The sequence below is a fragment of the Hyalangium sp. genome, from assembly GCF_035629615.1.
Taxonomy (GTDB): Bacteria; Myxococcota; Myxococcia; order Myxococcales; family Myxococcaceae; genus Hyalangium.
Window position 1 is genome coordinate 24,268 of record NZ_DASPHO010000704.1, and the last position, 15,631, is coordinate 39,898.

15 protein-coding genes and 1 pseudogene are annotated in these 15,631 nt (G+C 65.3%); 4 read left to right on the forward strand and 12 right to left on the reverse strand.

Features of this window, described 5'->3' with window-relative positions; genetic code table 11:
- Entirely contained in the window at positions 1-1,218 is a 1,218-nt protein-coding gene (locus tag VD972_RS35310; protein ID WP_324993214.1) for a LuxR C-terminal-related transcriptional regulator, read from the reverse strand.
- A gap of 201 nt (positions 1,219-1,419) precedes the next feature.
- Between VD972_RS35310 and VD972_RS35315 the strand changes: the two genes are divergently transcribed.
- The 3 genes from VD972_RS35315 to VD972_RS35325 all read left to right on the forward strand — a co-directional run bounded on the left by VD972_RS35315 (position 1,420) and on the right by VD972_RS35325 (position 3,034).
- Positions 1,420-1,674, forward strand: coding sequence for a hypothetical protein (locus tag VD972_RS35315; RefSeq protein WP_324993215.1), 255 nt, complete (start codon positions 1,420-1,422; stop codon positions 1,672-1,674).
- Positions 1,671-2,588, forward strand: coding sequence for a hypothetical protein (locus tag VD972_RS35320; RefSeq protein ID WP_324993216.1), 918 nt, complete (start codon positions 1,671-1,673; stop codon positions 2,586-2,588). Before VD972_RS35315 ends, VD972_RS35320 begins: the two co-directional genes overlap by 4 nt.
- An 80-nt stretch (positions 2,589-2,668) precedes the next feature.
- A complete protein-coding gene (locus VD972_RS35325) occupies positions 2,669-3,034 on the forward strand; it encodes a hypothetical protein (protein WP_324993217.1) in 366 nt (121 codons plus the stop codon).
- 94 nt (positions 3,035-3,128) lie between these two features.
- Here the strand turns inward: VD972_RS35325 and VD972_RS35330 are convergent, their stop codons facing one another.
- From VD972_RS35330 to tnpA, 6 genes are all read right to left on the reverse strand, one after another.
- Positions 3,129-4,214, reverse strand: a complete 1,086-nt coding sequence (locus tag VD972_RS35330; protein ID WP_324993218.1) for a nitronate monooxygenase — start codon at positions 4,212-4,214, stop codon at positions 3,129-3,131.
- 24 nt (positions 4,215-4,238) lie between these two features.
- Positions 4,239-6,164: a choice-of-anchor A family protein gene (locus tag VD972_RS35335; protein WP_324993219.1), complete on the reverse strand. Its 1,926-nt coding sequence runs from the start codon at positions 6,162-6,164 to the stop codon at positions 4,239-4,241.
- A 140-nt stretch (positions 6,165-6,304) separates the two neighbouring features.
- Entirely contained in the window at positions 6,305-6,607 is a 303-nt protein-coding gene (locus VD972_RS35340; protein ID WP_324993220.1) for a hypothetical protein, read from the reverse strand.
- Positions 6,608-7,171: 564 nt separating this feature from the next.
- Positions 7,172-8,857 (reverse strand): IS66 family transposase, encoded by a 1,686-nt coding sequence (gene tnpC / locus VD972_RS35345; protein ID WP_324993221.1) that lies wholly within the window; start codon positions 8,855-8,857, stop codon positions 7,172-7,174.
- Positions 8,858-8,924: 67 nt separating this feature from the next.
- On the reverse strand, positions 8,925-9,266 hold the full coding sequence (tnpB, locus tag VD972_RS35350; protein ID WP_324993222.1) for an IS66 family insertion sequence element accessory protein TnpB: 342 nt from the start codon (positions 9,264-9,266) through the stop codon (positions 8,925-8,927).
- Positions 9,260-9,580, reverse strand: coding sequence for an IS66 family insertion sequence element accessory protein TnpA (gene tnpA / locus VD972_RS35355; protein ID WP_324993223.1), 321 nt, complete (start codon positions 9,578-9,580; stop codon positions 9,260-9,262). The genes tnpB and tnpA overlap by 7 nt, the downstream gene beginning before the upstream one ends.
- Before the next feature lie 229 nt (positions 9,581-9,809).
- Between tnpA and VD972_RS35360 the strand changes: the two genes are divergently transcribed.
- Positions 9,810-10,754, forward strand: a complete 945-nt coding sequence (locus VD972_RS35360) for an IS630 family transposase (protein WP_324993224.1) — start codon at positions 9,810-9,812, stop codon at positions 10,752-10,754.
- A gap of 458 nt (positions 10,755-11,212) precedes the next feature.
- Here the strand turns inward: VD972_RS35360 and VD972_RS35365 are convergent, their stop codons facing one another.
- The 5 genes and pseudogenes from VD972_RS35365 to VD972_RS35385 form a co-directional block, all read right to left on the reverse strand.
- Positions 11,213-13,228: an AIPR family protein gene (locus VD972_RS35365; protein WP_324993225.1), complete on the reverse strand. Its 2,016-nt coding sequence runs from the start codon at positions 13,226-13,228 to the stop codon at positions 11,213-11,215.
- A 159-nt stretch (positions 13,229-13,387) separates the two neighbouring features.
- Positions 13,388-13,984, reverse strand: a complete 597-nt coding sequence (locus VD972_RS35370; RefSeq protein ID WP_324993226.1) for a nucleotidyltransferase family protein — start codon at positions 13,982-13,984, stop codon at positions 13,388-13,390.
- Complete coding sequence (locus VD972_RS35375; RefSeq protein WP_324993227.1) at positions 13,981-15,093, reverse strand: XdhC family protein; 1,113 nt, start codon at positions 15,091-15,093, stop codon at positions 13,981-13,983. The genes VD972_RS35370 and VD972_RS35375 overlap by 4 nt, the downstream gene beginning before the upstream one ends.
- On the reverse strand, positions 15,090-15,320 hold the full coding sequence (locus tag VD972_RS35380; RefSeq protein WP_324993228.1) for a hypothetical protein: 231 nt from the start codon (positions 15,318-15,320) through the stop codon (positions 15,090-15,092). The genes VD972_RS35375 and VD972_RS35380 overlap by 4 nt, the downstream gene beginning before the upstream one ends.
- Positions 15,317-15,631, reverse strand: a pseudogene (locus VD972_RS35385) (xanthine dehydrogenase family protein subunit M); the annotation flags it as partial. The pseudogene VD972_RS35385 and the gene VD972_RS35380, both read right to left, overlap by 4 nt.

Sequence of the window (15,631 nt, forward strand, 5' to 3'; positions counted from 1 at the left end):
CTACAGCTCACCCCAGAACATGGCCACGAGCCCGGCGCGGTTGCTGGCCCCGTACTTGCGCAGCAGGTTGGTGACGTGGACCTCCACCGTCCCCTCGCTCCGGCCCAGCACCGCGGCGATCTCCTTGTTCGTCTTGCCCCGGGCCACCAGCTCCAGCACCTCCAACTGCCGGGGCGTCAGCTGGCCAATCTCGCGGGCTCGCCGCAGCCGCCGGGCCAGCTCGCTCTCCTCGACATGGTGCGGCTCGCTCCGGTCCACACGTGCCGTCTCCAGCGCGATGGAGACCCAGGGCATCAGCTCGGCCAGCACCTCGTCTACACCCCGCTGCCCGGGGCCGCGCGGCAGCTCCAGCTCCAGCCGCCCCACGGCGCGGCCCGCCACCTCGAGCACGAAGCGGCGCTGATCTCCCGGGCCGCGCTCGCCGGAGACGCCCATGAGCTGCATCCGATCCTCCTGCCCGGTCACCCACACCTCCACCCAGCTGCAGCCGAACTGGAACCGCAGCAGGGTGACGAGCGCCTCGACGAGCGCCTCGCGGTTGGGGGAGTGCGCCAGCTCGCGAGCCAGGGAGCTGATGTCCGCGCGCGTGGGGCGCCGCCCGGGCCGCGGCTCGTCCGCGGGCAGCTCCAGGTGGGTGCGGAAGATGCACGTGGCATGGCCTTCGGAGCGGCACTCGGTGTGCTCGAGCGACGCGAGCTTCCCGCCGAACAGCTCGAGCGTGCGCCCGAGGTACCCGAGCAGCGTGATGCACATGGCGCGGTTGCTGACAGCCCAGTCCCGAAGCTCGGCGGAGACCTCTGGCCCGTTCTGCCACGAGCGCCAGGTCCCCGTGTCGTGGGAGCGGCGCCAGTACAGGTTCATGTGACGGATGGCGAAGGAGGGGCGGATGAGCCGCAGGAACCACCGGTACACCGTGGACAGCTCGCGATCCGCGTCGAAGCGCCCCATCTCCATCAGCAGCCCGTCATCGAGCTTGAGCTGCTGGCAGGCCGCGCTGATCAGCCGCTCCACGAGGTGCACGTCATACCAGGCGCCGGGATCCACCGAGGCGACCTGGGCCTGATCTTCCTGAGACAGGAGCGCGAGCACCGCGTCCCACGCAGCCGCTCCAAACCGTTCGCGCACGAAGTCGCGACGGTTGAAGATCTTGTTACCGGGAATGAAGCCCGTCGAAGCGGGACCCTGGGTAGCAGCAGGGGGAGAACCGTCGCGACTCAATGGGACACCTGAGGTGAAACATTGGTGAACGAGCATGGATGATGATTCCTCTGACATGAGGTCCCAAGACGCACTCCAAGTCAATCGTGCAAACCCCGCAGATCTGATCCGCAAAGCTGAGGGGAGAAGGGGCAAGGGCCGGCCCTGCGGGTAGAGTGCGCCTACCTTGCTGGACGGGCCGTCAAGACGCCGCTCTATCCGATGCACACGCTGAAGCACCTGATGGGCCTGCTCGACGAGTCCGAGCTCACGGCGATGGGGCGGCCCCCGAATTTTCCGTCCAGGTACCGGGAGCAGATGACGGGCTGGAACCGCGCCCAGCAGAAGCGCCGGCTCCGGGGTGAGCCCTCGTCGCAGCCTCAGGCCTGGCCCGGCACTCCGGCACCTGCACCCGGGCGAGCGGGGCCGCAGGGGGCACGGGAGGAGTCCTCCGCTCCGCTCACGGGGCGGCAGTGACGCCCTTGGCGCTGGAGGGGATCTCCAGGAAGGATCCACACACGGTGGAGGTGGGACTGCCCGGGAAGGAGTCGTGGGCCCGCCGCTTCGAGCCTGGGATGCTGGGGGAGGAGCTGCACGTCACGCTGGAGCCGGTGCGGACGGCTCCTCCGCCCCCTGTGACGCCGCCTCCTCCCAAGCCGCTTGCGGCGGGCTCTCGCCTCGAGACGGAGACGCTGCCTGCGCACGTCATCTTGCAGGGGAGCTGGCCCGCCTTCAGCGCCGTGGCGTGCTCGCTCTGGGAACCCCTGGATCCGAAGCGGGCCTATACGGTGTGGCTCACCGGGACCCATACGGGGAATGCGCCGCTCTCCGAGCAGGACCGGCAGCGCGGGCTGAGCCCGGACTTGATCCGCTCCACGCAGGTGCATGTCTTCACCGTCTCGGACACCCAGGCCCTGTACGCGTTCATCCTCATGGGGAGCGCCTCGGAGAGCCTGGAGGGACAGGAGCTGACGCTCCATGTGCGTGACAACGGGTCGCGGAAGGTAGTCCATCGCCGGGTGGAGGCGAGGCAGGTCCTGGTCCCGATGGGGGTGGAGGCCCGCTACACGGTCCGGCAGCTCGATCCGGAGGTCTCGTACACGTTGGAGATCCGGCCGCATGAGGGCATCCTCGCGAGCCCGGTGGCAGTGCTTGCGGTGCCTCGGCCGGGTGAAGCGGTGGAGGTGTCTGGGCAGGTGTCGGGGGACTTCCGCTATGCGTTGCCGCCGGGCCGCTACACGCTGTGGGGTGCGCGGGAGCCGTGGTTCGCGCTGCCGCGCTGGCAGCACGAGGGGCGGGATGTGGAGATGGACGTGGTGCTCACCGCCAACGCGGCCACCACGCCACCGGATGACACGCCGGCCTCACCGAGTGACGCAGGGAGCAATTAGTCTTGCTCATGTGGCGGACACTGGATCGTTGGGTGATGCCACTCATATCGATGTTACTCCCTGAGAGGAGGGCAAGCTCCATGGACAGGGACTACCTGCTGATCTCCCAAGAAAACGGAGGCCGCTTCGATGTAGATGCGCTCGCTCGGATGCGGGCGTACTGGGAAGGCACGCCCTTCTATGTTCGTAGCGATGGTGCTTACGTCATCTGCCTGGACGAAGGAGCACGCGAGGCCGCCCTTAAGAACCGTGGAGTGGATGAACCTAACGGCACTTCCCATGTCATCCTGTTTCGACCCGAGCGAGTGGTTTTGGGCTCCTTGGGGTGGATGGAACTGGACGCGCAGTTCGCCGACTTTATCGAGTGGTGCCAGCAGCAGTGGTCCTGCAAGCTGTTCCGTGACACAGGCGAGCCAGCTAGTGCTTCTGAACTTCGGCACGACTGAGCCTCAAAGGAGGCCGAGGAAGCTCTTCTCCTCGGCCTCCCAAAACCTGTCTGCTTGTCAGACAGGTTCGTGCCATGCGCGCCGCCAACGAGCCTCAGCGGCTTCCAAGCCGGGACAGGACCCGCTCCGTGTCCCGCTCGAGGAACTCGACCAGCTCTTGCACCCCATCATGCCGGATCAGCGGCGCATTCTGCCCAGCCCAGAGCGCCAGCAGATCCTCCCGCCCCTGGCTCGCAGCCGCCTGACGGATGGGCTGCGTGAACCAGTTCTGCACGGGATAGGGCGGAAGCGCTCGCTCGTGCTCGGTCATCTCCGTCAGGAAACGGTTCCGGATCCCGCGAGCGTACCGTCCCGAGAAGACCCGGGTCAGCACCGTGGCTCGGGCCGAATCCTTCCGCAACGCCCGCCGGTACGTCTCACTGGCGTTGGACTCTTCACAGGCCAGGAAGGCGGTCCCCACCTGCACACCCTCGGCTCCCAGTGCGAGGGCGGACGCTATGCCCCGGCCATCCGCGATTCCTCCAGCAGCGACGACGGGTGTTCTGACGCGATCCGCGAGCTGCGGCACCAGCGCCGCTGTTGCCGGCGATTCGTCGGGCGGGCGCAGAAACGATGCGCGATGGCCACCGGCTTCGCTGCCCGAGGCCACGATGAGATCCACCCCGGCTTCCTCCAAGGCCAGTCCCTCCTCCACGTTCGTGGCCGTCCCGATCGTCACGATTCCGTGGGTGCGGCAGGCCTTCAGCACCTCGGCCGAGGGAATGCCGAAGATGAAGCTGAACACCGGCGGCTTGAGCTCGAGCACCGCCTCGATCTGTCTCTCGAAGTCCTGCGAGAAACCGCTCGGATAGGCCGGCTCCGGGATCCCCAGCTCGTCGTAATAGGGCTTCAGTCTCGCGACGTTCGACTTGAACTCCTCCTGCGTCGGACGCAGCTCCCGCTCGGAGCCGAGAGGAATCCAGAGGTTGATCGCGAACGGCCCGGAGATGAGCCTGCGCAGCTCCGCAACCGTCTCCTTGATCTGCGCAGCGTCTAGGTGGTGCACACCGAACGAGCCCAGGCCGCCCGCCGCCGACACCGCTGCCGCCAGCCGGGTCGATGACAGCCCGCCCCCAAACGGACCTTGGATCAGCGGGAGGCGGGTCTTGAGAATCCTGGCCGCGCGCGTCTCAAACCACATGTCGTCCTCTCGCGAGGGCCGCCATTATGGGCAGAGGAAGCGCACGTGGTAGTTCAGGCACTCACGGCCATCCGTCTGCTCCGCGTTCACGCAGATGCCTCCCAGCGTGGGGCTGCAGGAGTAGACCTGCCCGGTCTGCGTCCAGTCGACGCCTTCCAGCGTGGCGCACTCGATGCCGATCGGGGTGTTGCCATTGCACGCGTAGGGGAAGTTGACGAGGTCCTCGTAGTCCCCATTGCCGCTTGGGTAGTCCCGGTTCAGCCACTCCGTCCAGGTGCCAGTCGGCGGAGGCTGGCAGAGGTTGTGATCCTGCAGCGGGTTCACGTGGCCCTCGGCGTTGCCCGTCATCGACTTCGCGTAGATGCCGCCGTCGAAGCTGCCGTTGTGGAAGGTGACGTCGGCGTAGGGGGCCAGCACCGTGCCCCAGAAGCCGTAGCCCTGGGCATTGATCGTCGTGGTGTCCACGAAGTTGTAGAGGATGCCGCTCTGGTCGATGCCGCCGCTGAACGAGTGGCCGAAGCCCGTGAAGGTCGCCGAGCTGCCGCGAATGTTGATCACCGCGAGGGAGCCGGCCGGCGCGTCGATGGACAGCAGCGTGGCCCCGGTGAAGGCGCTGGCGCTCACCTCGAAGGCGTTCACGTGAGGATCCGTGCCGCGCAGGAAGATGCCGCCCCAGGACTCGCGCGTCGTGGTGCCGTTGGCCGGCAGGCTGGCCAGCTGGGAGGACAGGTTGCGCAGCTCGGTGCCGCGAGTCGCGAAGTTGATGGGCGAGCCCGCCGCCACGACGCCCCGCGGGAACGTCACGGTGCTGTCGGCGCTGTAGCTACCGCCGTACCAGGCGTCGCCCCAGACGCCACCGTTGGTGAGCGTCAGGTTGCCGCCGGCCACCAGCGTGTTGGCGATGTTGCTGTCCGGCATCCGGTGACCCACCGAGAAGTTGTTCATGGTGATGTTGCCACCCGCCGCCACCTTGCCCTCCACGTCCGTGCCCTGGGTGTAGTCCTCGAGTACGAAGAGGTTGTAGTCCCGCAGGCTCACCTGGAGGCCCGCCGAGCCATCATGGCTGCAGGTGCCGTCCTCGCCCTGGCAGGTGTCCGTCGTGCACGCGTTGCCGTCGTCGCAGTCCGCGTCGACGTGGCAGCCGGGATCACAGACGTCGCCAACGCCATCCTCGTCGCGGTCGATCTGATCCGGGTTGGAGTCGCAGCGGCAGTTGTCGAGGTTGTCGGGGATGCCGTCACTGTCGCAGTCGGCGATCTGGTCCGTGTCGAGGAGCGCGTAGTCGAAGGCGAGGTAGGGCTCATTCGGGGCGATGATGGTGATGATCACCTGGCCGTCCGTCATGGAGGACCACGGCACCACCGCGTAGGCCGTCTGGGCGAGGCCGTCCTGGTTGCCGCCCTGCACGTTGAGTGGCGTCACCACGCCGTCGACCCGGATGCTCGCGGGAGAGACGTCGTAGTCACCGAACACCAGGTTGATGAAGTGGTCGACGCCGTAGTCGACGTCACCCGGGACGGGGACGGAGAAGGAGAAGGAGAAGGTGATTCCATCCGAGGCCCCGGCAGGAGTCCGGGACTGGTCGGTGAGCTGGGCTCCGTTCGTTGCCGCTCGCTCAGCGGCGGAGCGGAAGTCGAAGTCGTCGTTGCTGCCGACCGCGGTGCTGCCGTTCCGGTTCCAATCGGGCAGGAACTCCCCGGCTTCGATGCGGCCGTCGCCGTCGGTATCCGCGGGCTGGTTGTGTGGAGCCGGAGAGGCACGGACGAGCCCGGCGGGGGAGATGCCGAAGCCGTCGATGTCTCCGATGAGCTTCCTCACCACTCTTGACTGGCCGAGGTTGCGGGCCTCCTTCCCCTCGGTGCCGTCCGGCGGACTGTCGCCGTCCACGGGACTACAGGCCGAGAGCACCAGGAGGGCAGCTGTCAGAGGCAGAGTGAGGGAGGAGCGCATGACGCAAATGCTACTCCCAGTGTGTTCCTGGTTTACAAGTTAATTCTGATTACCCCCGTTTCCGAAGGCGCCAGCTGAAGCCCTGCGGATAGCTTGACGCAGGTGCGCCCACTCATGCGCAGGACGTGGGATGCGGAGCTCTATTTCTTGTCTCGAATGTCAAAGTAGTAGGAGGTCTGACTCGTTCCGGTCTTCGTCTTGACCATCCTGCTTTCCTTGTAGCGAGCCTTGAGGAAAAGCCTTCCCTCATTGTGCTCCCTGTTCTTGTGGATGTAGTCGACCAAGGCGTCTCGAGTGATGGGCTGCCAGGCCGATGACCATCCGTGATTCCCCAGCTGGAATTGCAAGCCATCGTCCTCTCTGTGGACCGTCACATAGGCACCCGGGTCGCTGATCTTGGGATGAAAGAAGTCGAAGAACTCCAGGGCACAGCGCTCGTCCATCGTGTCAACGAGCTCCCCGATGGCCTCCCGCGTGCTCTGGAGTGGAGGGGAAACTCGATGACGGTCTGCCTCTTCGTTGCCTTGCCAGGTTTCTTCATGGAGGGAGAGGCCGAAGGCGAGGGTTGCTCGCGCTCGTCGGCGCTGGCGCGAGCGCTCAGGAGGAACAACGCTACCACTCGAGCATTCGCACTGGCTGAGCATTCAGCGTGACGGAGGTGGTGCCTTCGGGAGGCGCGAACTCCACCGCGATGGGAATGGAGCCTTCGCCTCCAGGTGGAACTGGCCCTGTCGCCGCTCCAGGGACACCTCGATTCCAGGTCGATCAGGCGCGGCCGTCCGGACATGCTCGAAGCCATCACTCAGAGCGGGGACGCCCAGGAACTTCCGAGAGCGACCGAACGTGGGCGTGCCCGACTAAACGACGGGTCGTGATTCCCGATCGGCCCGGAGGCAGGCAGGCGCCGACAGAGCGGGGAAGCGGCGTAAGCCGCCGGTCCTACCCAGGTCGCACGAGTGCCTTGGGAGTGGTACCCCTGAGCAACGATGGAAGAGGGACCGACGAGCTTACATCTGCTGACGCTGCTGCTGGAGCCAAGCCTCCGGCAGGAGTTCGGCGAGGCGGGAGGCCGGGAAGCGGGTGTCGCCCAGCTTGGGCAACACGTCGCGCAGGTAGGCCCACGGGTCCGTACCGAGCCTGTAGCAGCTGAGCACCAGGGAGTAGGCGGCAGCAGCACGGTGGCCGGCCGCATCACTGCCGGCGAACAGGTAGTTGTTGCGACCGATGGCTATGAGCTTGATGAGGCGCTCGACTTCTCCATTGTCCAGAGGCAGGCGCCCGTCCTCGAGGAAACGTCCGAGCTGGACAGAGCGGTGGGTGGCATAGGTGATGGCTTTGCCCAGGGGCGTCTTGGGGGCCACCTGGGGCTCCAGCTCCTCCAGGGTGCTGAAGATGTCCGTGTAGAGGCAGACGCTTTTCTCCAGGCGCAGGTGGCCGCGCTCTTGGGGCGTGAGGTTTTGCTCTGTGGCCTCGCGCTCGACGGCGTAGAGCTTCTGGATGTGGGAGAGGACGAGGCTGGCGCGCGGCTCGCCGGCCTGGAAGGCTCGCTCGAAGCCGCGCCGGGCGTGCATCCAACACCCCACCTCAACGCGGGGGGAGGTGGGGCCGAACAGGGCGTTGTAGCCCGCGTAGCCATCCACCTGGATGTAGCCTTTTCGCTCCGAGAGAATCTGCTGAGGCCCCTCGCCGCGCCAGTCGGGTGTGTACTCCACGAAGACATTGCCGCCCTCGCCAACGTAGGGCCAGAGGTGGCCGCGCTTGATGCCGCGCGGATCGTCCTTGTCGAGTACCCGCAGGCCGGTGTCGTCCGTCTGGACGAGGATGTCCTGCAGGGTGCGCTGCTTGAGCAGCTCCACCAGGGGCGGCAGCACGTCGCACGCGCCGGCCAGCCAGTCTCCCAGGGTGGAGGGCGGCAGCTTCACGCCGTAGCGCTTGTCGAAAATGGCCTGCTGGCGGTACAGCGGCAGCCCATCTCGGTACTTGCCCACTACCAGTTGGGCCAGCAGGCCAGGGCCAGGCAAGGCGCCCGGCAGAGGCGTCTCGGAGGCTGGCGCCGAGACGACACCCTCCTTGCACTTGGCACACGAAAGCTTGGGCCGCTTCTCCACCAAGACGAAGAAGCGCGCCGGCTCCAACTCCAGCCGCTGGCTGACTTCCTCGCCCATGGGGCTACGCTCCAGGCCACAGCAGGGACAGGCGCTCTGCTCGGACGATACGGGCACCACCACCTCGCGCCGCTCCAGGTGCGCTGGCAGCGCCTGGGCTCCTCGCGGAGCCTGCCGGCGTGAGCGCTGCTTCTTGCCGGTGCCGTCCGTGGAGTCGGAGCCAGCGGCGGCAGGTGGGGCCGAGGGCGAGGGCGGTGTCTGCTGCGCCGTCTCGGAGCTCTCTGGCCCAGCCGCCTGGGAGCTCAGAAACGCCAACAGCAGCTGCAACTGGCTGGTAGTCATCTTCTCGCTGCGGCGCCCATACAGCTGGCGCAGGGCCTCTTTGAGCCGGTGCGCCGTGGAGGTGTGCGCCTCACGCAGCCGAGCCACCAGGTCCACCAGCATCTCGATGGCTTCAGCCCCTCGCCCCTGCGAGAGCATCTGCAGCACGTAGGCGCGCACCCCTTCTATGTCGCTCGTCTCACTCGGAGCTTGCTGCTCCGCCTCGAGCTCTCCAGCCTCCTGGGCCACTGTCGCGGGCGTCGTCATGCGTGCCCAGCTATGCCAACCTATGAGGTAGGGTGCAACACAAATGCTCTGCGGCCTCCTGCCGCGCTCAATGCACCGCGCGCCGCCGCGCTCGCGCTGCCTCCACCAGCGACAGCAGCTGTGCCAATTGCTTGGGCTCAAGGCTCACGCTGGCCTGGCCCTCGGACACCGCCGGCACTCGGAAGCGCCCCGCCTCCAGACGCTTGCTCACCACGCAGAAGCCGTTGGCGTCCCAGAACAGGATGCGCAGCATGTCTCGGCCCCGGTTGAAGAAGACGAACAGGTGCCCTGAGCGCGGCTCCTGCCCCAGCGCCCCCTTCACCAGCGCCGACAGCCCATCCGCCTGCTTGCGCATGTCCGTCGGCACGCTGGCCACGAAGATGCGCACAGACTCCGGCAGCCTCAGCATGCAGCCCCCTCCTGCAGGGCTCTCACCACCCGGCCGATGAGCTCCTGGCTGGCTCCCTCTCTCACCTGGATGCGCACTCCCGACACTTCCAGCTCAACATCCCCCGCCCCACGCTCACTCATCCGCGCTCCGGCACCCACGCTGACGGGCACGAAGCTCAACGGCTGCTGCGTGCGGCCCTGCCGCTGCTTCCAGAAGCGCACTCGCGCGTACGACAGCCCGTGCCGCTGGCAGAAAGCCCACAGCGAACACCCCTCGGTCTGCTGCGCTCGCAACACTGCCTCGGCGATCTGCTCCGTCCACCGCTCACTCATGGCCTGCTCCTGCCACGAGCCCTCTGTCCCCTTCGTCGATTCTCTCGCTTTCGTCATTCCGCCAACCTGCACTCATCCGCCGCGCACTACCACCTGGGTAGGACCGGCGGCTTACGAAGCGGCAGGAGCCCGCACGGTTCGGCCTTGTGTGCGCAAGAACCAGAAGAAGAAACGAGCCCTGCCTCAGGGAGGAAAACAGCTGCGCCTGCGCACAGGTGACCGCAGGCGGTTGATTCGCTGGGGAGAGAGGACTGGCTGCCCGCTCACCCTGCGGCGGCGCATGGCGGTGGCGAAGGTTGCCGCTGGCCAGTCGCGAGCGCAGGCCGCCCGTGAGTTGCTGTGCGCCACCTCCCCCGTGGTGGCCGCCGTCAGGCGTTACCTGGAGAGCGGACGCGAAGGGTTGGTGGAGCGGCGGGCTCTGAACGGCCAGCGCAAGGTGGACGAGCGCTTCCGAGAAACACTCTGCCGGGTGCTGAAGGGCACGCCTCAGCAGTCCGGATGGCGGCGCACCACGTGGACACGCGAGTTGCTGGCGCGCGAGTTGGAGCGACGTGGCCGAGTCCGTGTGTCGCCAGCCACCATGGGACGCACCCTGGCCTCGGTAGGCGCGCGGCTCAAGCGGCCCCGCCCCGTGGTGCGCTGTCCTTGGCCCGAGCGAAAGCGCCAGCAGCGGCTCTGGCAGCTCAAGCGTCGTGCGACCTACGCCCGCCCCGACGAGCCCGTCTTCTACGAGGATGAGATGGACTTGCACCTCAATCCCAAGGTGGGGCCCGATTGGATGCTGCCCGGCCAGCGGCGTGAGGTGGTGACTCCGGGCAACAACCAGAAGCGCTACGTGGCCGGAGCGCTCCACTCGCGCACGGCCCGGCTGACGTGGGTGAGGGGCGAGAGGAAGACGAGCGCCCTGTTCATCGACCTGGCGCGTGCCGTCGGTGAGGCCTACCCCGATGCCAAGCGCCTGCACTTCATCCTGGACAACGCGGCCACGCACTCCAGCAAGAAGACGAAGACGGCGCTGGAGCAGATGGGCGGGCGGGTGGTGCTGCACTTCCTGCCGCCCTACTGCCCGGAGGGCAACCGCATCGAGCGCGTGTGGTGGGACGTGCATGCCAACGTCACCCGCAACCACCGCTGCAAGAAGATGGAGGCGCTCACGGCCGAGGTGGACCCCTAGCTCGAAGCTCGTAACGTACAGCGAACCGCCAGCCCGATGTTGCGCGCCGCCCCGGCCCGACGCGCAGCATGACACCGTTCGAGAATCACGATCGGTCGTTTAGGCACGCGCCTGACGGAGGGCTTCCGTCATCTGAGCCAGCTCGATGCTCGTCTCCAGGATGTGAGGGAAGTGGGCGTTTGAGCACCGTGTTCTGGCCGCGCCGGTCCACGCGGTGGCCCAGTCGACGAAGAGCCAGTGTGGTACTTCCCGCAGGAGCCCGTCTGAGTCCAGGTGCCTCATGAACCAACCCAGAGCCCTCTCAACGGCGGGGAACAGCTCCTCGGCCAAGGCCAGGTTCACCGGTGTCGCGGACATACTCGCGCAGGCTCATCATCCAGTAGAGACAGTAGTCCGAGATGGCACTAACACCACCCGTCGGGGTCCTGATGCAGTAGTGTTAATTGGGTTCTTTCGTACTACAACTTTGGCGATCTCGTGGGATCGAGAGCTAGGACAGTGCCGTCAGGGTTGTACACAACACCGTTATGTTGCTTATGGCGCCGCCCGCGTCTAATTAGTTCATTGATAGCGGCTTTTACCAAAGGCTTCGAACTGCCGAGCTTGAATATCATGAGCGAGAGCAATCCCGGCTGCCACGGCTGCTGGGGTAACGCTGCATCCACTTGGTTCAGAAAATCCTCGGAAAGAGTTGGAAAAGGGATGGGAATTTGGTTCTTTGGGGGCGCACGAGACTTGCGATGCTCTAAAGATTTCCAGCGATCGAGGGCTTGAGGGTTCTGGATGCCGTATGTCAAGGCGGCTGCGCTACAAACTTCCATGATGAATAGTTCGCTACGATAGTCTTTGGTTTTTGTAGGGACCTTTTGTGTGCCTTGTATTAGGCTCCATAGTTCAGCGACAAGTGTACTGGAGATATTGGTAGTGTCGAAATTTATGAGGTCGGATACTCCGTACGAGAAGGTACCAAGTGTTTTTGATACTGCAAGCAACGCAATTAGATTTCGCCATTTTGCAAAGAAGCGCTCTCCCTCGCCTGGCTTGGTCGGTCTCACAAGAGCTAGGCCATCCTCCGTTCGCTTCAGTACGTCAGTGATGATAGGCCAAGCCTGCAATGGCGTCCGCTCCGAGAAAACCTCAGCGTAGCTTTCATCTTCCCGCATAAAGCGAGATTTCAGACGCGCTGCAGTGGCAGGACTCTTCTTTATGAGTGAGACGTACCCAGCCGCGATGTACATGGGGGTGACGAAACGAGACGGAGGTTTTCCGATGTTTCGATAGTAGTTCCTGCGGCGTTCGTAGTACCACTCGTGGCGCTCTAGGATGTCCTCAATGTCACGCTGAATTTTATCTGTCGCGCGAAGTGACGCTAGTTCGACCACGCTCTGGCTGTTGGTTGCTAGAATGATTCGGTCTCTGACGGTTGCGTCAGTTGAGACCACAATCTTGATTAGAAGTGCGCGGTTTGAAGTATTCGAACCGCCCGATTGGAAATAGCGAAATATTGTTTCAGTGGTTTGGAGGCCATTGACAATCTGAATGTCTTCCAGTTGAATTGTCTTGCCAAGCGAGATGGCTGCGGTGGCCAAAATGGTGACGCCGTTGTTGAGCCACCAAAAATCGGGGGCAGCCGGGTCTTGTAGGGAACCGAGGATGTCTTCGTTGACTTGGTTGCTGCCGAGATAGTCTCTGACATTCGAGTCGAAGAGGTACCGGCGCAGCGCGTTTGATTCATCTTTGACGAAGCGATAGAATTCCTCAAGGCGTGCCAGAACAACATAGCTGGCTTGCTCCCGTGCGAGATATTCAAGCACAGGAAGTGAAAGTGAAAATTTTCGGATCCTGCGGTATGATGCAATAAGTTCAGCAGAACCGATGAATTCGAATGACGCGGTGCAAGAACTGAAAAGTGCCTGGGTTGTGGCAGTCAATTGGTTCGCTCGAGCGCGAATATTCTCAGCCACCGTGGAACTGTCGCCACGTGAAACATATGCAAAGTGAATTGAGAGTGTTGGGTGAGTGGTAGATAGGCGACGATAGGCAAGATGCAGGAGGGCCTTCGCCTTGAGCATCTCGTCTGAGTATGCGCCGCGGAGTTCTGCACGCTCAAGACTGAGGTCAAGTAGTTCCGGAATGCTTGCCAGCATCGAGTTAAGAGGTGCTTGCTGGAAGGTGTCATGGTGTTTACATGTCAGGATCCAGACTTCAATCTCAACATTGCGTTTTGGCCAAGTAAAAACTTCAGGGTCGCGAAGTAAATGCCCATTGATCAGGATGAAAAATCCGTCAATGCCGCCATCATCGCGCCCATCTACCCACCCACTCTCAAGTTCATCCCGCGACAGATCAAAGTTTTTAAGTACCTGCTCAAACGCTAGGAACTCAAAAACCTCGTCGCGACGAATCGACGGGAGTGCGTCGAGGATTCGCTGCTCGATGATGCCGTCTAGGAGTACGGTGTCGTTCTTGGCCATGCGTTGCTGAGAATATAAAGAAAGCGGCTCTAAATGCGAGAAATTGCTTTCCCCAACACTAGGTGGTTTCCAGTTAAGCTAGACCGATGGAAGGAGGGGAGACACTGCCAGTTGGACCGTCACTTCGCATACTGTAAGGATCCGCGCCCTGGATCTTGCTTAAGCGAGGAGGGTGAGATCCGCCGCGGTGTCGACGTCTTCGCCGCCGCCCACGAGCGCTACCTCGACCACGCGCGAAGGCTCGCGAGCGATGACTCCTCGCGCGCCCTGGCCCGGCTCGAGCGCCTCCAGCTCCGGAAAGAGCGCGCGGGAGAACAGCGCGGGCACACCGCGCGTCCCCTCATAACTGGAGGCCACAATGGCAGCCCGTGTCCGCGTAAAGGCCTCCACCAGCGCGCGGAGATGCCCGGCATCCACTCGGAGCTGATCGCACAGCATCACCAGCGCAGCATCCACGACCGGACTTGCTCCTGCTGGCTCCAGGGTGTCGAGCGCCTTCAGGCCCACGCGCAGCGAGCTGCCCATACCGGCGCTCCAGTCCGCATGGGGAACCGTGCGTACGGGCAGCCCGGCCAGCTCCGCCGTCACCGCCTCGGCCTGAGCCCCAAGCACCACCACCACCGGGCCACACTCCGCTGCCACCGCGGCCTCGGCGGCTCGTCGCACCAGCGTCTTCCCCTCGTGGAGGAGCAGCTGCTTGGGACGCCCGAGCCGCGAGGAACCTCCCGCGGCCAGGAGCACCACCCCTACGCTCACGCGAGTCTCCGCGCCATGGGTGGCGCGGGAGTGTGGATGGGCGCCTGCCGCTCTCGCAGCTTCCCGCCGTCGCGCTCGGACAGCACCGCCCGGAGCTCTGCCACGATGGAGAGGGCCACCTCGTCAGGCCCCTCGGCGCCCACGTCCAGCCCAATGGGAGCGTGAAGCTTTTCGAGCTGAGCAGGCGTCGGCATTGGAGTCAGCTCCGCGAGCAGCCGATCGGTCCGCGAGCGGGGACCCAGCACGCCCAGGTAGCGCAGCGGCTGCGGCACCAACCGCGCCAGCAGCTCCCGGTCCTGCGGCAGGCTGTGGGTCATCACCACCGCGAGGGTGCGAGGGGAGAGTGTCACCTTCTCTTGCACTTCGCGGGCCTTGGCCGACACCACTGCGTGGGCTCGTGGGAAGCGCCGCCGCAGCGTCTCGGCCGGCTTGTCCGCCACCACCGTGACGTGCCAGCCCAAGCCCAACGCCTGCGCCACCACAGGCGCCACGTCGAAGCCTCCTCCAAACAACACCACCGGCGTGGGCGGATCCACCACCTCTACCAGGACGTCCGCGCCTCCGCAGGGGCCGGTCCAGGTGCGCCCCACCTCGAGCGCCTCTCCTGCTGCCGCGCGCACCGCGTCCCGCAGCGGGCCGGAGAGGTTGCTCACCTCCACTCCGTCATCCCGCAACAGCAACCGCGCACCCACCGCGCTGCTCGGCCCCCGGTACACCGTGGCTACCACCGAGCGTCGCGACTGCCGCCGCGCCTCGCTCGCGAAGGCCAGTGGGTCCATCGGCCCCGGCTCCCAGCGCTCGATCAGCACGTCCACCACGCCGTTGCATCCCAGCGCGAAGGACAGGCCACCCTCGTCCTCGGCGTTGTCTCCCGTGGAGTCGTAGCGCAGCAGCCGCGGGCCCGTGGCCGTCCAGAAGAAGGCCTTGCGGACGATGTCGCCCTCCAGGCACCCGCCGCTCACGCCGCCCGCGAGCCAACCCTCCTCGCCCATCAGCATGCGCGCCCCCGGCCGCCGGTAGGCCGAGCCCGACACCGCCACCACCGTGGCCAGCACGAGCGACCCCGGGTTGCTGCCACGGGCGCGGAGGATGTCCTCCAGGTCCTTCATGTCTCATCTCCAGCCGCGTAGCACCTCCGACTGGCACCGCTGCACGCGTGCGGGTGCGCGAAGTTCTCATCCGGGCCCACCGGCTCCATGGTGAGCAGGCACCAGTACTGCGCCACAGTGGAGTTACCGAGCTGCCACGGCTCCTCTCCCACGACAGGTCCATAGAAGGCCTTGGTGCGCAGGCACCGGCAGACCGGCGGCAGCGCGGAGTTCTCGGGCACGTTCATGCGACACCTCCAGCGGCGAGCAGCGTGCGCCGCACCACCGCCTCGAAGATCGGGAGCTTGTAGGCATTGCCCGACATGGGGTTGGCACCTTGCAGGGCCGCCTTCGCGGCAGCCTGGATCGTCGCGGCATCCAGCTCGCGGCCCACGAGCGCCGTCTCGGCCGCGCTCGCACGCCAGGGCACTGGCGCCGCCGCACCCAGCACCACGCTGGCCTTGCGCACCTTGCGACCGTCCAGCTCGAGCGCCACGGCCACCTCCGCCACGGGCCAGTCGTAGGACTCCTTCTCGCCCTGCTTGAGGTACGCGGTCCG